13 protein-coding genes are annotated in these 15269 nt (G+C 41.3%); 4 read left to right on the forward strand and 9 right to left on the reverse strand.

The features are described from left to right. Nucleotides 1–63: 63 nt before the first annotated feature. Nucleotides 64–1164 (reverse strand): Glu/Leu/Phe/Val family dehydrogenase, encoded by a 1101-nt coding sequence (locus IE080_RS18215; protein WP_229800730.1) that lies wholly within the window; start codon nt 1162–1164, stop codon nt 64–66. A gap of 146 nt (nt 1165–1310) precedes the next feature. On the opposite strand from IE080_RS18215, the gene IE080_RS18220 reads away from it, so the two are divergent. Further along, nucleotides 1311–3101, forward strand: a complete 1791-nt coding sequence (locus tag IE080_RS18220) for an ABC transporter ATP-binding protein (protein WP_189586223.1) — start codon at nt 1311–1313, stop codon at nt 3099–3101. Nucleotides 3102–3218: 117 nt separating this feature from the next. Here IE080_RS18220 and IE080_RS18225 read toward each other — a convergent pair whose 3' ends face one another. Then, on the reverse strand, nt 3219–3881 hold the full coding sequence (locus IE080_RS18225; protein ID WP_189586226.1) for a hypothetical protein: 663 nt from the start codon (nt 3879–3881) through the stop codon (nt 3219–3221). 20 nt (nt 3882–3901) lie between these two features. Between IE080_RS18225 and IE080_RS18230 the strand changes: the two genes are divergently transcribed. Next, complete coding sequence (locus tag IE080_RS18230) at nt 3902–4216, forward strand: hypothetical protein (RefSeq protein ID WP_189586229.1); 315 nt, start codon at nt 3902–3904, stop codon at nt 4214–4216. Between the two features lie 36 nt (nt 4217–4252). Next, on the forward strand, nt 4253–6145 hold the full coding sequence (locus tag IE080_RS18235; RefSeq protein WP_189586232.1) for an ABC-F family ATP-binding cassette domain-containing protein: 1893 nt from the start codon (nt 4253–4255) through the stop codon (nt 6143–6145). A gap of 1 nt (nt 6146) precedes the next feature. On the opposite strand, the gene IE080_RS18240 is transcribed toward IE080_RS18235, so the two are convergent. The 7 genes from IE080_RS18240 to pyrF form a co-directional block, all read right to left on the reverse strand. Then, nucleotides 6147–6863 (reverse strand): DNA alkylation repair protein, encoded by a 717-nt coding sequence (locus tag IE080_RS18240; RefSeq protein WP_189586234.1) that lies wholly within the window; start codon nt 6861–6863, stop codon nt 6147–6149. Between the two features lie 133 nt (nt 6864–6996). Continuing rightward, on the reverse strand, nt 6997–9435 hold the full coding sequence (locus IE080_RS18245; RefSeq protein ID WP_189586237.1) for a TonB-dependent receptor: 2439 nt from the start codon (nt 9433–9435) through the stop codon (nt 6997–6999). 220 nt (nt 9436–9655) lie between these two features. Then, nucleotides 9656–10522, reverse strand: a complete 867-nt coding sequence (locus IE080_RS18250) for a nucleoside phosphorylase (RefSeq protein ID WP_189586240.1) — start codon at nt 10520–10522, stop codon at nt 9656–9658. Continuing rightward, nucleotides 10515–11498, reverse strand: a complete 984-nt coding sequence (gene trhO, locus IE080_RS18255; RefSeq protein WP_189586243.1) for an oxygen-dependent tRNA uridine(34) hydroxylase TrhO — start codon at nt 11496–11498, stop codon at nt 10515–10517. Before trhO ends, IE080_RS18250 begins: the two co-directional genes overlap by 8 nt. Before the next feature lie 50 nt (nt 11499–11548). Continuing rightward, nucleotides 11549–12187: an acetyltransferase gene (locus IE080_RS18260; protein ID WP_189586246.1), complete on the reverse strand. Its 639-nt coding sequence runs from the start codon at nt 12185–12187 to the stop codon at nt 11549–11551. Between the two features lie 42 nt (nt 12188–12229). Continuing rightward, a complete protein-coding gene (locus tag IE080_RS18265) occupies nt 12230–13558 on the reverse strand; it encodes a DUF2851 family protein (RefSeq protein WP_189586249.1) in 1329 nt (442 codons plus the stop codon). A gap of 191 nt (nt 13559–13749) precedes the next feature. Further along, a complete protein-coding gene (gene pyrF / locus IE080_RS18270) occupies nt 13750–14565 on the reverse strand; it encodes an orotidine-5'-phosphate decarboxylase (protein WP_189586252.1) in 816 nt (271 codons plus the stop codon). A gap of 479 nt (nt 14566–15044) precedes the next feature. Here pyrF and IE080_RS18275 point away from each other — a divergent pair. Further along, nucleotides 15045–15269: type II toxin-antitoxin system RelE/ParE family toxin (locus IE080_RS18275; RefSeq protein ID WP_189586255.1), on the forward strand; the 225-nt coding region annotated here is incomplete at its 3' end.

Genomic DNA, 15269 nt, shown 5'->3' on the forward strand with positions numbered 1-15269 from the left:
TATCATAGCAAAAACCGCTCCGATTGGTTATGAGTTCCAATGAGAGCGGTTTATTTATATCAATTAGTAGGATAATTTTACTTTACCTACTGCTTCAATTCTACTCCAAGCCATTTCGATAGCAGCCTGCTGAGATGGGATTTGCTCAGCTTCCGATTTATTCAAAATAGCCAAACATGTATCATAGATCTTTTCAGCTTGACCGTACGCGGTTTCACGCTTGTAGCCACCTAAAAACTCTGTGTATACATTGATGAGGCCTCCTGCATTGATCAAGAAATCGGGAGCAAAGACAATTCCTTTTTCCAATAAAAGCTGACCATGCTTCTCTTCATCCAATAACTGATTGTTGGCGCCACCGGCGATAACCTGACACTTCAATCTTGAAATGGTGTCGTCGTTTACAGTAGCACCTAAAGCACATGGAGCATAGATGTCCATATCGATGTCATAAATCATCGCAGGGTCCACTACTGTTGCGCCCGTGTCAGCAGCAACTGCTTTCAATCTATCTTCGAAAATATCCGTGATATAGACGATTGCGCCTTCTTTAACCAAGTGATTGACCAAGTACTTACCCACTTGACCGATTCCTTGGACAGCTACTTTTTTACCTTCCAATGAATCTGTGCCATAGGCTTTCTTAGCAGCGGCCTTCATTCCTAGGTATGTTCCATAGGCAGTAACAGGAGATGGATCGCCACCACCACCTTTGTACTCAGGAAGACCTGTCACATGCTTGGTCTCCATACGGATGAATTCCATGTCACTGGTTTTGGTATTTACGTCTTCCGCTGTGATGTATCGACCATTCAAGCTTTCTACGAATCTACCAAACCTTCTCATAAAGGCTTCATTTTTCAATTTCGGATCGCCGATGATTACCGCTTTACCACCACCTAGATTCAATCCAGAAATAGCAGCTTTGAAGGTCATTCCTCTGGACAATCTCAAAACATCTGTAATCGCTTCCGCTTCGTTGGCATAGTGCCACATACGTGTACCACCCAATGCCGGGCCAAGTACGGTATTGTGAATGCCAATAAGCGCTTTTAAGCCGGTAGGTTCATCATAACAAATGACCAACTGCTCATGGCCTAGAGAGGTAATCTGTCCATAAATGGAACCTTCTCTCACTTTTTCCTCGGTTTTAGTTTCTACCATTTGAACTAGGAATTTTTAAATGCGTTATATTTGGGATTGCTGATTGGTAAAACAGCTGCACAAAATTATATATTTTCTACAGGCTTTACTAATGCAATTAATAGAGTATTCTAAAACTAATCAAGTGATTTTAAAGTTTTTCTTTCGTGAAACCACTCTGGCGCCTCAATAAATATCTTTATAAATACAAGGGTTATCTCTTGTTGGGAATTTTATTTACTATCATTTCCAACATTTTTGTAATAATCCCTGCCCAACTGGTGAGAATTGCCATAGATTATGTGGTAGAGAGCTTTACTTTCTACAGGGTCATAGAGGGCTTGGAATTATCTGCCAGCGCACGCTCATCTTTTCTTCAGTACATCCTGATTTTCGGAGTTTTGATCCTTGTGATGGCCTTACTTAGAGGTTTTTTCCTGTTCTTAATCCGTCAGACCATTATTATCATGTCACGATTGATTGAGTATGACATGAAAAATGAAATCTTCGATCATTACCAAAAGCTACCCTTAAGCTTTTACAGAAGAAATAGTACTGGGGATTTGATGGCCCGTATCACGGAGGATGTCAGCCGTGTGAGGATGTATCTGGGACCCGCGATTATGTATGGGCTCAATTTGCTGATCTTGTTTCCGATGGTGATTGGATACATGCTTTCGGTAAATGTGGAATTGACTATTTATTCCTTGTTGCCATTACCTATCCTGTCAATCAGCATTTATTTTGTCAATAACCTGATCAACGAACGCTCTGAGAAAATACAGCGTAGCCTTTCAAGCTTGAGTACATTTGTTCAGGAAGCCTTTTCTGGAATTCGGGTGTTGAAGGCTTTTGTAAGAGAAGAGGATTCATCCAATGAGTTTGAAAAGGCTTCGGTCGATTATAAAGACAAATCCATTCGATTGACTGTAGTACAGGCCTTGTTTTATCCGGTTATATTGGCATTGATTGGCATTAGTACCATTTTGACTGTTTACATAGGGGGTATTCAGGTTATTGAGGGAACTATAGGCTATGGGGTTATTGCGGAATTTATTCTTTATGTCAATATGCTGACATGGCCTGTGACTTCTTTAGGCTGGGTTACCAGTATTGTACAACGGGCGGCTGCCTCCCAAACACGTATCAATGAGTTTTTGGATGAGAAAAATGACATTCAGAGTACAGAAAACTTAGAAGTCGCTATACAAGGGAATGTGGCATTTGAGGATGTTTCTTTTGTATATCCCAATTCAGGTATCCAAGCGTTAAAGCATGTGTCCTTTACCATCGATGCAGGTCAATCGTTGGCAATCATTGGGACTACTGGTTCAGGTAAGTCTACCATTGCAAACCTGTTGATGCGTATGTACGATGTCAGTTCCGGGAAAATTACCATTGATGACAGACCAATTCAGCAATATGATTTAGCCTCCCTTCGCAAGCAAATTGGTTTTGTACCACAGGATGTATTCTTGTTTAGCGATAGTATTAGCAATAACATTGCTTTTGGAATGGATACCATGGAATTGCCGCAAGTCGAGCAAGCGGCTAAAGATGCGGATGTCTATAACAATATCATCGATTTCCCAAATGGCTTCGAAACTAAATTGGGAGAGAGAGGAATCACACTTTCTGGTGGTCAAAAACAGCGTGTTTCGATTGCTCGTGCGATCGCGAAGGAGCCAAGCATTTTATTACTAGATGATTGTTTGTCTGCGGTGGATACTAAGACCGAGAATGCTATCTTATCAGCCTTGAAGCGGATTATGCAGCAGCGAACTTCCATCATTATTTCTCATAGAGTATCATCCGCCAAGCTTGCAGACAAGATTATCGTCCTTGATGATGGACAGATTGTGGAGCATGGTACTCATGAGTCTTTGTTGGATGCCAAAGGTGTGTATGCAGAACTATTTGAAAAGCAAACTCAGCAGCCGGAGACTATTGAAGATTGATAGTTTAGTAGTAAAACTTGGTAGGTTTATATAGATACAAACAGTCTATAATCGGTTAAAAAGCACTAAAAACCTGCCAAGTTTTTCTAAATCCAAATTCAGCTCAAACGATATTTCTCAGTCCCTCCCTTTAGCAAACAGGTCAAAGCCAATCTTTTTCGGATTACCCATGCTGGAGGTATGCTCGATTTTTTGGTGGTAGCTGATCACCATTATATCCTGAAAAGCTGGAGGGAGCAAATCATTTTCTAAAGCAGACATCAGCAGTTGTTCGATAAGGCTACGTCTTTTCTCCTCAGTCATGGGGTTATCCTTCAATTCAGGAAAATTAAATACAATCTTTCGTTCTCCTTCAAAAAAGAATTTTTTCTCTTTGTTGAGAAGTAGTCGGCCTACCAAATAGCCTAGATCATCCAAGCGATTGAATAAGATGGTGTCGCTCAAAAAATTATAAATTAAAATCTGACCGAAATACTGTAATTCCGCATCACTTTTGAGGTATTTGGATTTACTGAGGTAAGAGTCTTCCGGTAGTCTGCTGATATTGCTTTGCAGGATAAACACCAATGTATCGCCTCCAATTTGGAACATAAACTCATAATCATTGATTCGTTTGACTCCGATCCGTAAATCATCTATATCCGGCGCCTGCGCCCGGAGCTCTTCTGAGATTTCATGTGCGGTTTGTTCTAGCTCATTGAAAAGATTGAGGGTGTGTCTATATATTTCATACTTCAATTTACTGGTAGTTTCGAGCTTCTGTAGTATCTTGTTAATCATTTGGATAAAGTCAATAAATCATGGAACAAAGAAAAACAGGCTTTGAGGAGGTGGAATCCATCCTTAAAGATATCGGGACTAAAATAGAAGAATTAATCGAGAAAGGCACAGACTTGGGAGGAGAAGCCAAGGAAGAAATCGAGAAAAAGATTACTGACCTTCGGGAAAAGAAGACCACATTGGAAGCTGAATTTGAAAAAGGGAAAGAAAAGCTGGAAAAGCTCTATCAAGAGAAAAAGACGGAATACGAACCTCAAATCAACGAGTCCTCGGAGCATTTCAAAGAAGGCATCAAACATATTTTGGAAGGAATTAAGACCCTTTTAGGAAAGTAAGGCTCAAATCTTGTACTTCCTGCCTATCTTTGCGGCATGAATTATCTATCAGTTGAAGGCCTGAGTAAATCTTTTGGCGAGCGTAAACTTTTTCAAAAAATCTCTTTCGGTATTGACCAAGGTCAGAAAGTAGCTTTAGTAGGTGTGAATGGCGCTGGAAAGTCCACGTTGATGAAAATCATCATGGGGATTGAAGTACCGGATGAAGGGAGCATCGCCATCAATCAACAGGTGAAGGTGTCCTATGTGCATCAAAATCCCGTGTTTGAAGGAAGCTTGAGTATTTATCAAACCATTTTTGACGGGAGTAGCAATGAGGTGTTGCAGGTCATCGAACGCTACCACAAAGCTATGCTTGACGCAGAGAATGGGGTAGATAATGGAGATGATCTCCAAAAGCTCTTCGAATTGATGGATAGTTTCCAGGCCTGGGATTTTGAACATCAGATCAAGGAGATTCTTGGAAGATTAGGCCTGCATGATACTGATTTGCCGGTAGGTAGTCTAAGTGGGGGACAGCGTAAGCGTGTCGCTCTTGCTAAAGCAATTTTTGAAAAGCCGGACTTACTCTTATTAGATGAGCCTACCAACCATTTGGATTTAGAGACAATTGAGTGGCTGGAAGATTATTTGTCTAAGACCAATTTAGCCCTTTTTATGGTGACACACGATCGTTATTTTTTGGAAAAGGTCACCAATCAAATTTTGGAATTGGATAATGGAGGTATCTACCGATATCTTGGAAATTACTCCTATTTCTTGGAGAAAAAAGCTGAACGTAGAGAAATCGAAGCTACCGAACAGGAGAAAGCCAAGAGCTTATACAAAAAAGAATTGGATTGGATTCGCAGACAGCCAAAAGCTCGAGGTACTAAAGCCAAGTACCGTGTGGATGCTTTTGAAGAGACCAAAGAGAAGGCCTTCCGCAAAAGAGAAGAACGCGAAATTGAGTTGAATGTCACGACTCAACGCTTGGGCAATAAAATCATCGAAATTGAGAAGTTACAAAAGTCTTATGATACCAAGACGGTTATTCAGGACTTCAATTATATTTTCAAGAAGGGAGACAAAATTGGCATTGTTGGGCCTAATGGTGCAGGGAAGACTACCTTTCTGAATTTGGTAACAGGATTAGCTCAACCTGATGCTGGGAAGGTGACGATAGGACAGACTACGGTCATTGGTTACTACCGTCAGGAAGAAGATAGCTTCGATGAGCAAAAGCGCTTGATTGATATTGTCAAAGAAGTGGCAGAAGTTGTAACCGTCGCTGGAGGAAGTACTATCACGATTGCTCAATTTTTGAATAAATTTGGTTTTCCGCCTAAGCAGCAACATACACCTATCGCTAAGTTGAGTGGAGGGGAGCGCAGAAGATTACAGCTGTTGATGGTCTTGATCAAGAGTCCCAACTTCCTCATTTTGGATGAGCCTACCAATGATTTGGATATCATGACCTTGAATATTCTGGAGGAGTTTTTGGACGATTTCCCGGGCTGTTTGGTGGTGGTTTCTCACGATCGATACTTTATGGATCGATTGGTAGACCACTTGTTTGTGTTTGAAGGAGAGGGTGTGATTTCTGATTTTCCTGGAAACTATACCGATTTTAGAGAGCGGGAAAAAGAGCAGAAAGCTTCCAAAAAAGAAATAGAGCCGGTCAAAGAGGTGAAAGTTGAGCAAACAGCTGCTCCAAAGCCCACAGCGGTTAAAGCAAGTTTTAAAGAGAAAAAGGAATTCGAAAGCATTTCTCAAACATTAGAGCAACTGCAATCGGAAAAAGCTACTTTGGTGGATCAATTATCCGCAGGGACAGGGAATCATGAGGAGATTTTAACCCTATCCACCAGGATCAAAGCAATAGAAGATCAAGTAGAGCTTTTAGAGTTACGCTGGTTGGAATTGAGTGAATTGGATGGGATAGGTTGAGTTATACCCTTCCCTCCAAGAAATCTTTTCGCAAGGGTTCATCAAATCTTTCGATGGCATAACGCAACATTGTTCTAGGCATGGTAGAATAGTGTTTGGCTAAGAAGCTATAAGCAGCCTCACAATCCCGCTTACCCACCTCTCTGATCATCCATCCAATGGCTTTATGCATCAAATCATGAGGGTGATGAAGCATTTTTTTGGAAAGGTAGAAGGTGTCTTCAAAGTCCCCTTTTTTCAGGAAGTAAAAAGTTGTCAATATACTGATACGGTTATCCCAAAGTGAGAGACTTTCCGATAGTGTTTGTAAGATGCTTCGATCAGATTTTTTATACAACCATCTTCCTAGGACATGATGAGCAGAATTGTCCACCAAATCCCAGTTATTGATACCTGCTTTATTGTCCAAATAAACCTGAGCCCATTGTTCGATTTCATCTTCGGAGCTGCTCTTTTGGGTTTTTTGTACGAGTATTAGTGCACCAGTCATTCTTACTTCATGCGCAGGGTGATTGAGGAGCTCTGCAATATCTTCTGCACCACATGCTTTCCAAAACTGTTTGACAACCTTCCGTTGCTCGGGTAGGACTATACCCCAAAACACATCCCCTTCCGCATACTGACCGGGTCCGGTTTTAAAGAAACGTTGGAGGAAAATGGCCTTTTCCTCGTCTCGGAGTGCTGCTAAGGCTTGGATGATTGTTTGTGAGGGTTTCATGAGGGAAACTTACTGAATTTATTTGAAGAAAAATTGATATCTTTTTTTTAATCAAATTTCTGATCAGCTACCAAAAGAAATTGTCATTTCCTTTTGGTAGCTACTGTTAGCCTTCTATCTTTCAGTTGTTTGCTCAAAAATCCATATCCTCTCCCATATCTCTGCCACCGCGTTCGCGATTACCATTTCTATCTTTGAAACCACCAAAGCGGTAGGTGAACGCGACTGTACCGATTCTTGTCTCTCGGTTAAACATACGGTTTAAGTCAAACCGACTGTCATTGGTGGTGATTCGGAATATTCTGGTATCAAAAATGTCGGAGACATTCACACTTATAGTTCCTTTTTTATTCAGTACATCTCGTTTGATTCCAAGATTGATTCCCCACAATGGCTCGATTTGTCCCTGAGGAAGTACGATTGGACCTCTATAGTCCCCTTGTATTTGGACGGAGAAGAGGTTTGGAATAGACATGGTGGATAGCATGTTCACAGTCCAAGAGAAATTGGAGTTGTTAAAGCCTTCTCCCAGATTAGCACCGAAGATTTCAGAGTAGAAGAAGTTTCCCGTGAGTGCCACATTCCACCAATTAGTCAGTTCAAATTGGTTAACCATCTCAAATCCCGTACTTCTTCGGATATCAGCATTTTCCCTACTTTGAATGGTGATATTGTTATCCAATAAGGTGATGATACGGGTTTGTACATCCGTGCTGTAGCGATGATAAACCGTTGCATTTAAGAGGTAACTTTTGAATCCCTTCATGTAACCTACTTCATAACTATCGGTAAATTCCGGTTGCAATAGAGGATTACCTACGCTAAAATTGAGCTGATCGCGAAGGCTTAGAATGGGTGAAAGGGCCCAAATACCGGGACGGGAAATTCTACGGCTATAATTTACGGAAATTTCTTCCTCCTTGCCCAATTGGTAAGTAGTGAAAATACTCGGGAAGATGTTGAAATAGTCATTGACAAAGCGCTCACCACTGCTGAAAAGATTTCCTTCTGTTTGTGTGTACTCTGCTCGTGCCCCGATCTGATAACCGAATTTATTTATTCTGTTGCGGAACATAAAGTAAGAGGCATATACATTTTCATTGAATGAGAAGGTGTCGCTCAACGAATCAATCTGTGTGGGCTGAAAATTATTTCCTAAGTCCCCCTGTGAAAAGGCTGTACCTCTTTCCCAATAACCGAAAGTTCCTTTCAATCCAGTTTCAAATTTTCCATTTTGACCTACTTTCTTTTCATAATCCAATTGAAGAATAGCTAAGCGGCTTTCTCTCGTCATATCATCCAATTGGTTGAGACCGTTGGCAGGAATTAGTTCATTTAGCGAATTAAAAAAAGTCTGGTCCGTCCCTGTAAACTGCGTCCGGCTATCCCAAGCAATGGAAGCAGAAGAGTACAACCGCTGGCCTAAACTGTCAATATTCCAAGTGTAGTTCAATCCTGTTTCAAAATTTCTACCGCGCTGCTCCTGGGCTCTATCTCTTACAAAAACGGAATCTATAGCCGATAACTGATTCAAGCTTCGCTGATTGGTTTCTTCTGTTTCTGTACCATCGCTCAGATTACCTTGGACATAAAATCCTAACGTCATATTATCCCGCATGTTGTAATCAAAACCAGTACGCATAAAGGCACTTCTTCTTCTTGATAATTCGAAATCATCTTGATCCAAGAATCTGGAAACTCCCGGGATAAAGTTTTCCCGGAACCCTTCTGCTTCTCTGAAGAGTAGTCGGTCTTGGGCATTCAAAGAAAAGAAGTAATTCACTTTCTCCGTGGCATAGTTTAAATTTGTTCCCACCTGATATTTATCCCGAGTACCTACCGAGGCATTCACTTGTCCATTAAATCCCAAATTTTGATTTTGCTTCAGAATAATGTTGATAATACCACCCACACCTGCTGCATCGTATCGGGAGGATGGATTGGTGATCAATTCCACAGACTTGATACTATTCGCCGGGAATTGAGCTAAAATGCTTTCCATATCTCCACCCCCAAGGTTGGAAGGTCTGCCGTTGATGAAAATCATGACCTCTCCACTACCCCTCATGGAGATACCTCCTTGTTCATCCACTTGAATAGATGGAAGCGTACTTAATAATTCTGCAGCGGTAGCACCTTCTGCTACAATGCTGTTTTCTACATTGTATGTACGCTTGTCAATATCACTCTCGAAAATGGAGGCAACACCTTCTACCACCACTTCACTCAAGTCGGTTGCGGCAGGTCTTACCCTGATATTTCCAAGATTGTAAGGATTACGATCTCCAATGTCAAACTTTCTGAAATAATTTTGATAGCCAATAAAATTCACCCGTAATAAGTAAGAGCCTTCTGGTAAAAGCAACGAAAATGTACCATCCAATTCACTTACTGCACCTTTGACTAAGCTGGAATCTTGAGGGGATAAAATAGCTACATTTGCAAACTCCAATACTTCTGATGTCTCGGCATTAATCACTCTACCTTTGACGGTGACATCTTGTGCAAGGCTTTGAAAAGAAAACAAAATAGAAAATAAAAGACAGCAAGCTGTCATGTAAAGAGGTTTCATAATTGTTGGTTTAGTTTTTGGCCTTAAAGCTATAAATTAGTAGTAAGGCAAGGGTTTCCAATTCGGATACTATTGAATACCTGTAGATTGTGTTGATGAATCTTCTAATTAAACGATTCAGGGAAGGAGATGTTTGGAATTTTCCTGTATATACATCAATTGTAAAAATTCGGTTTAAAAAGTGCTATTTCATGTTGAATGGTATAAAAAAAGCGGGGTTTTACTCCGCCAATTTTTTTAAGGTATGCTGAATCAACTCATCTACTATTTCATAGGAATTGGATGCAAAATCCTGAGTTACCCGGTTAGCTACGATAGCATTCAAACTCAATACTTCGTGTCCCAACAATCTACCCATCGCATAGTATCCGGCAGTTTCCATCTCAAAGTTGGTCATCTGAAAGCCATCCACATTGATTGCACCCAACTTCTCTATGATGTCAGGAATGGCTGGTTTTAAGCGAACTTCCCTTCCTTGAGGACCAAAAAAGCCTGGGCAAGTAGCCGTGTTACCAATGATTAGTCCTTCACCCAATTTCCCCAATAATCTTCCAGAGCCTTGGATACAGTAAGGTAGAAAACTGATGTTGAGAGATTCTTGGATCGCCTTTCCTACTTTTTCTTCTAACGCTGTGTAATCGGTAGTATAAAATGCCATTAAGGTGTCTAGTCCAACTCCATACGCTGATGCCAGCTTGGATCCGGCCGGTATTTCCTGACGCATACTACCCGAAGTACCGATGCGGATGATATCTAGGGAAGTGTGTGTTTCCTTTGGTAAGCGTGTTTCCAAATCCACATTGACCAAGGCATCCAGCTCGGTCATAAAAATCTCGATATTATCCGTACCCATTCCGGTGCTGATGACCGTGATGCGTTTTCCCTGATAATAACCAGTATGGGTTACAAATTCCCGTTTGGTGATTTCGTATTCGATAGAATCGAAATACTTGGAGATTTTAGCTACGCGCTCGGGATCGCCTACAGCAATAACAGTTGAAGCCAGATGTTCTGGCTTCAAGTTGAGATGATAAATACTCCCATCGGGATTAATGATCAATTCAGACTCTGGAATTCGTTTACTCATGAATCAAATTTTTGATTGTTTCTTTGTTAGGCTTCCTAAATAAGCCTTTATATGGATTGTACCCATTCGTATTTTTCTGATAGTAGCCCGTTCCGTCATAAGGACGTTTTTCGGGATGCTCTTGGCAAGTAGTACTACAAGCCCCTTCCAGTTCCCATCCGCATTTTTCGCAGATTGGCAAGTGGGCATTGCAACTTGGATTGGCGCAGTTGACCATGCGATCACAGTTGGTGCCACAGACATGACAAGTAGAAATCACAGTGGGATTTATCGCATTGACATCAACTGCAATCCTATTGTCAAATACATAGCACTTGCCTTCGAAGTCTTCACCACCGGCTTCCATACCGTACTTGATGATGCCTCCATGTAGTTGGTACACATCCTCAAATCCTTGTTCCAATAAAAATGCAGAAGCCTTTTCACACTTGATACCACCTGTGCAGTAGGTCAATACTTTCTTGCCTTTCAGGTGCTCTAGTTCCTTAACCTTCTCAGGGAAATCACGGAAGTTGTCGATATCCAAACGTACCGCATTTTTAAAATGTCCCAATTCATGCTCATAATTGGAGCGCACATCCAGAATCACAACATCCTCTTGGTCTTTCATTGCCTTGAACTCCAGTGGCTCTAAGTGCTTCCCTGTTTTTACATTAGGGTCGATGTGGCGCAAGGAGCTGTGCACAATCTCTGGTTTTACACGCACATGGATTTTTGCGAAGGCATGTTTATCATGCGATTCGATTTTGAACTCTGTCTTGGCAAATCGAGGGTCTGCATGAATGTAGGCCATGTACTTTTCGCAGTCTTCTTTGAGACCGGAAACTGTCCCGTTCAATCCCTCAGGGGAAATGATGATTCGCCCGCGGATGTTGTTTTCAATACAGAACAGATGGTGTTCTTCCCTGTATGCTTCGCAATCTTCAATTGCTGCATAACAGTAATAAAGTAAAATACTGTAGTTGTTGTTTTCCATAACGTCAGCCCTGTTTCGGCAGGGTGTTAGGTGTATAAATTGATTAAGAATTACTTCTTGATAGGTACCGCTGGATTCCCAAATACGGTTTCGTTGTCTTTCACGTCGGAGATAACCACCGAACCTGCACCGATTCGCGCATTTTTCCCGATAGTCAGTCCTGCTACAATGGTCACGCCACTTCCAACAAAGGCCCCTTCTTTTAGGGTAACGCCTGCATTGACAATAGAGCCAGCACCTACTTGTACAAAATCTTCCACTTGGCAGGTATGGTCAATAATCGCTCCTGTGTGGAAAATGCAATGACTCCCAACAGTACTTCCAGCACCAACAGTCACCTGTGCATTGATGAAGTTCCCATGACCAATACTGGCATCAGTAGATATATAAGCACGATCGTGGATAGCATTGATGGGTTGCACTTTTCGGCGCTCGTTCAGCAATTTGACCAAAAACTGTCGGTACTTGTTGTCGTCTACGGCGACGAAAGCCTCGCATTTTTTACCGATCAACTTGAGGAAACCATCATCTTCGGGATGACCTAATACAGGCACTACGTTGATTTCTGTGCCGTGAAGGCTTGCCTCTTCCTCCAAAAAGCCATATACAATGACTTTGTTGCTATTGAAAATTTCCAATGCGGGATGAGCAATTCCTTTGGCTCCGAAAATTATTACTGGTTTTTCCATGTTTGCGTAAATCAACTCGCAAAATTAGGTCAATCCCATCTCTTAACCAAATTTCCTTTTTTTTTCTGGCCTGCCCATTTTTTGGGGCTTGATGATGTTTTGTCCAATCTTGCAGTCGAGGCATTTTTTTTGGGAACAGTAGTTATGGAAAAGTCCCAACATTCCCTGCGAATCGAATGCATGCTGCACGGGCCAGTTGACTGCTTTGAATTTTCGAAGGATGTAATTGTTTTCTGCCGGTATGGTTTGCAGGAAATCTATGCATTTTTCTTTCCATTCGGGTTCCTGAAGGTACTTTCCGTAGGTATACCAAAGAGGAACAACAAAATTGATGGCCAAATGGAATAAGCTATCTTTGCTGAGCCCTTTTGTGGTGGTTTTTTCTGCTTTTTTAGCAAAGCGATAATGTTCTTGCCAATACGAAGGGAGATTGATGGCAAAAATCTTTTTGAAGTTTTGAAAGTTGTCCAACTCGTGGAGGACTGTTGAAAATAGATTAGGGTTTTGACGCAATACCTGAACCAGCTGAGCGAGACGGATGCATGGGAAGTTGCTTGGACGCACCCCCATCATTTTCCATTCGTGCGCATGACAGGCAAACTTGAGACCAAATTTTTGTCGCTGAAAAAGGTACTCTTGATGTAAATCAAGCACATACTCATCTGAAGTTTCACCCTCTAGTAAACCTGCCTGACCGAAAAGAATGGCCTCCAAACTTCGTTGCTGAAAGCTTAAGCGCTGCAAGACCTTGTAAGGTACACTACTGCCAACTTTACCCATGGGGATTGCATTGGTTTTAAAGCCGAAGCATTGAAATAGCCAACGATAGGCAGTTTCTTCCCAGTCATTATTCGTCTGTGCTAAACTATCTAAAATTAGGATTGACTTTTTTTCCAAGCGCTCCACCAAGGCTTTTTCAATCATGGAAAATTTAAGGATATCGGGGACATCAGGTAGTTCATCTGCGCAAAGTAATTCGGAAGACTTGGTGATTAACCGCTCGTAGTTTCTCAACACATCCAAAAACACCCGTCCCTTCAATTCCAAAGTAGGAAGGATTGTCTGGTCTTGCCGCAGCATTTCTTTGTCATGTTGCCAAACTACATGCAGGATGACCGAATTGTAGCGGGAGTCCTCTTGGTGTTCGTGCTGATTCCATTCGGAGGCGTACTTGTGGATTTCCACATGTCCATGGTATTCGAGCTTGCCGATTTTGATATGGGCTTCCAAGAAATCAGGACCTTCGTGAAAATTATGAAAACCTATTTTTTTGATTTCTATCCGCTCTCCTGTGGTGGTCTCTAAACTGTTTTTATCGAAGTACTGATACTTCCAGATAGTTTGTAAAAAATCCTCGTTGAAGTTGGCCATGGTTGTAGGGGTTTATCCGATGTACAGGTTTAGCCACAATCCAACTTTTTCAAAGATTCAAACGTTGGAAGAGTTTTCTTTGACACCCGAACATCCGTTGTTGATACCTAAAAATAATCAAGCCTATAAAAATAAAGAAGCCTTTGGAAGCACATACCCCTCCAAAGGCCCAACTTAAGTACTTAATTTTATCAGAGGTAGTGATCCAGCAGTTTTTTCATCTCTTCCTGCAACTTTTGGGCTTCCATTCGGGCTGTTTTTGCAAAGTTTTCAGAGCTGTCTGCATAGATGATTCCCCGAGAGCTATTGACCAATAAGCCACATTGCTCGTTCATTCCAAACTTGGCTACATCTTCCAAGCTTCCTCCCTGTGCGCCAACGCCAGGTACCAAAAAGAAGTGTTCGGGTGCCAGGCTTCTAACTTCTGCTATCTTCTCTCCCCGGGTAGCACCTACCACATACATCAGATTGTCAGGAGTACCCCATGTTTGACTTTTTTCCAACACATGGTGGAAATAAGGTCTGCCATCCGAAGCTGTTAATGTTTGAAAGTCCTGACTCCCTTGATTGGAAGTCAAGGCTAGGAGGATTACCCATTTGCCTTCAAATTCCAAAAACGGACTTACGCTATCCACGCCCATATAAGGTGCAACGGTGATCGAGTTAAAATCCATGGTATCAAAGAAAGCTCGGGCATACAATGCGGAAGTATTGCCTATATCTCCTCGCTTGGCATCTGCCACCGTAAAGATATTTTTTGGGATATACTCCAGTGTTTTGTGTAGTGACTCCCAACCTTTAGCACCTAAGGACTCATAAAAAGCGATATTAGGTTTGTAAGCCACTGCTACATCCGCCGTTGCATCAATGATCTGCTTGTTGAATTCAAAGATTGGATCTGCGGCTTTGAGTAAGTGTTGGGGAATTTTCTGAATATCTGTATCTAGCCCAACACATAAGAAAGAAGCTTTCTGTTGGATTTGCTGGAAAATTTCTTGGCGGGTCATGGGTTACTGGATTTTGTCAAAAGTAAAATAAATTTCTCGCGGATAAAACGGATTTGACAGATTTGGCAGAGATTGAAATATATGAGTGCTCGAGGAATGCGCTGAATACGCGGAAAAATACCTCCCATGCACTAAGGAAAAATCGAATTATTAAAACTTCGGAGGCAGTCCGTATGAGACCGTAATAGTTAAAAAAATACAGTTATCATAATTTTTACTAGGGCAGGAGTGGGCTGCACTTTGCTTTGTTTTTAACAAACTAAAAAACGATGTCAGAAAAATCGACAATAAGCATACTATTTAAATTATAGATGTTAATTTGGCTGTAGCAATCTATAGCGCTATTTATTCCAAATGGCATACATAGCGCTATAGATTGCGTGAAGCGAAACGTTATGTATCAGCATTAAAAAACTCACGAACAAAATTAGTTTCCTAAAAAAGAAACTTTTATATTTGAAGTTCTAAAGGGAACTTGAATGGATAATTATAAATTCAGGGTAGAATTTTTGGAAGATGCAAAGCAATTCCTTGATGAACTTGACGAGAAGGCAAGGGAGAAAATTTTTTACAATATTTGGAAGGCCAGCATTACGAATGACCGAGAACTTTTTAAAAAACTTCAGGATGAAGTTTGGGAGTTTAGAACCAAGTTCAGTAAAACGTATTATCGGCTATTTGCTTTTTGGGATAAAACAGCCAAG

It is taken from the genome of Mongoliitalea lutea (assembly GCF_014652135.1).
Classification (GTDB): Bacteria; Bacteroidota; Bacteroidia; order Cytophagales; family Cyclobacteriaceae; genus Mongoliitalea; species Mongoliitalea lutea.

What these genes read in the sequence shown, in the direction of transcription:
- IE080_RS18245 (WP_189586237.1), bottom strand. Translation starts at nt 9,435, where the DNA reads ATGAAACCTCTTTACATGACAGCTTGCTGTCTTTTATTTTCTATTTTG.
- IE080_RS18225 (WP_189586226.1), bottom strand. Translation starts at nt 3,881, where the DNA reads ATGATTAACAAGATACTACAGAAGCTCGAAACTACCAGTAAATTGAAG.
- trhO (WP_189586243.1), bottom strand. Translation starts at nt 11,498, where the DNA reads ATGGAAAACAACAACTACAGTATTTTACTTTATTACTGTTATGCAGCA.
- IE080_RS18235 (WP_189586232.1), top strand. Translation starts at nt 4,253, where the DNA reads ATGAATTATCTATCAGTTGAAGGCCTGAGTAAATCTTTTGGCGAGCGT.
- IE080_RS18250 (WP_189586240.1), bottom strand. Translation starts at nt 10,522, where the DNA reads ATGAGTAAACGAATTCCAGAGTCTGAATTGATCATTAATCCCGATGGG.
- pyrF (WP_189586252.1), bottom strand. Translation starts at nt 14,565, where the DNA reads ATGACCCGCCAAGAAATTTTCCAGCAAATCCAACAGAAAGCTTCTTTC.
- IE080_RS18230 (WP_189586229.1), top strand. Translation starts at nt 3,902, where the DNA reads ATGGAACAAAGAAAAACAGGCTTTGAGGAGGTGGAATCCATCCTTAAA.
- IE080_RS18240 (WP_189586234.1), bottom strand. Translation starts at nt 6,863, where the DNA reads ATGAAACCCTCACAAACAATCATCCAAGCCTTAGCAGCACTCCGAGAC.
- IE080_RS18260 (WP_189586246.1), bottom strand. Translation starts at nt 12,187, where the DNA reads ATGGAAAAACCAGTAATAATTTTCGGAGCCAAAGGAATTGCTCATCCC.
- IE080_RS18265 (WP_189586249.1), bottom strand. Translation starts at nt 13,558, where the DNA reads ATGGCCAACTTCAACGAGGATTTTTTACAAACTATCTGGAAGTATCAG.
- IE080_RS18215 (WP_229800730.1), bottom strand. Translation starts at nt 1,164, where the DNA reads ATGGTAGAAACTAAAACCGAGGAAAAAGTGAGAGAAGGTTCCATTTAT.